The organism is Rheinheimera muenzenbergensis, assembly GCF_036984005.1.
GTDB lineage: Bacteria > Pseudomonadota > Gammaproteobacteria > Enterobacterales > Alteromonadaceae > Alishewanella > Alishewanella muenzenbergensis.
Genome location: NZ_JALAAR010000057.1, coordinates 1 through 349 on the forward strand (window position 1 = coordinate 1; position 349 = coordinate 349).

Sequence of the window (349 nt, forward strand, 5' to 3'; positions counted from 1 at the left end):
CGGCGCAGCCGGACGTGAACGCGCAGATCACCGCAGCGGTTGCGGCAGAAAACAGCCGCATTATGGGGATCCTCAACTGTGAGGAGGCTCACGGACGCGAAGAACAGGCACGCGTGCTGGCAGAAACCCCCGGTATGACCGTGAAAACGGCCCGCCGCATTCTGGCCGCAGCACCACAGAGTGCACAGGCGCGCAGTGACACTGCGCTGGATCGTCTGATGCAGGGGGCACCGGCACCGCTGGCTGCAGGTAACCCGGCATCTGATGCCGTTAACGATTTGCTGAACACACCAGTGTAAGGGATGTTTATGACGAGCAAAGAAACCTTTACCCATTACCAGCCGCAGGG

At 60.7% G+C, this 349-nt stretch carries 1 protein-coding gene; it reads left to right on the forward strand.

Annotated elements, in window-relative coordinates:
- Positions 1–299: hypothetical protein (locus MN202_RS20540; RefSeq protein ID WP_472511573.1), on the forward strand; the 299-nt coding region annotated here is incomplete at its 5' end.
- Positions 300–349 lie beyond the last annotated feature (50 nt).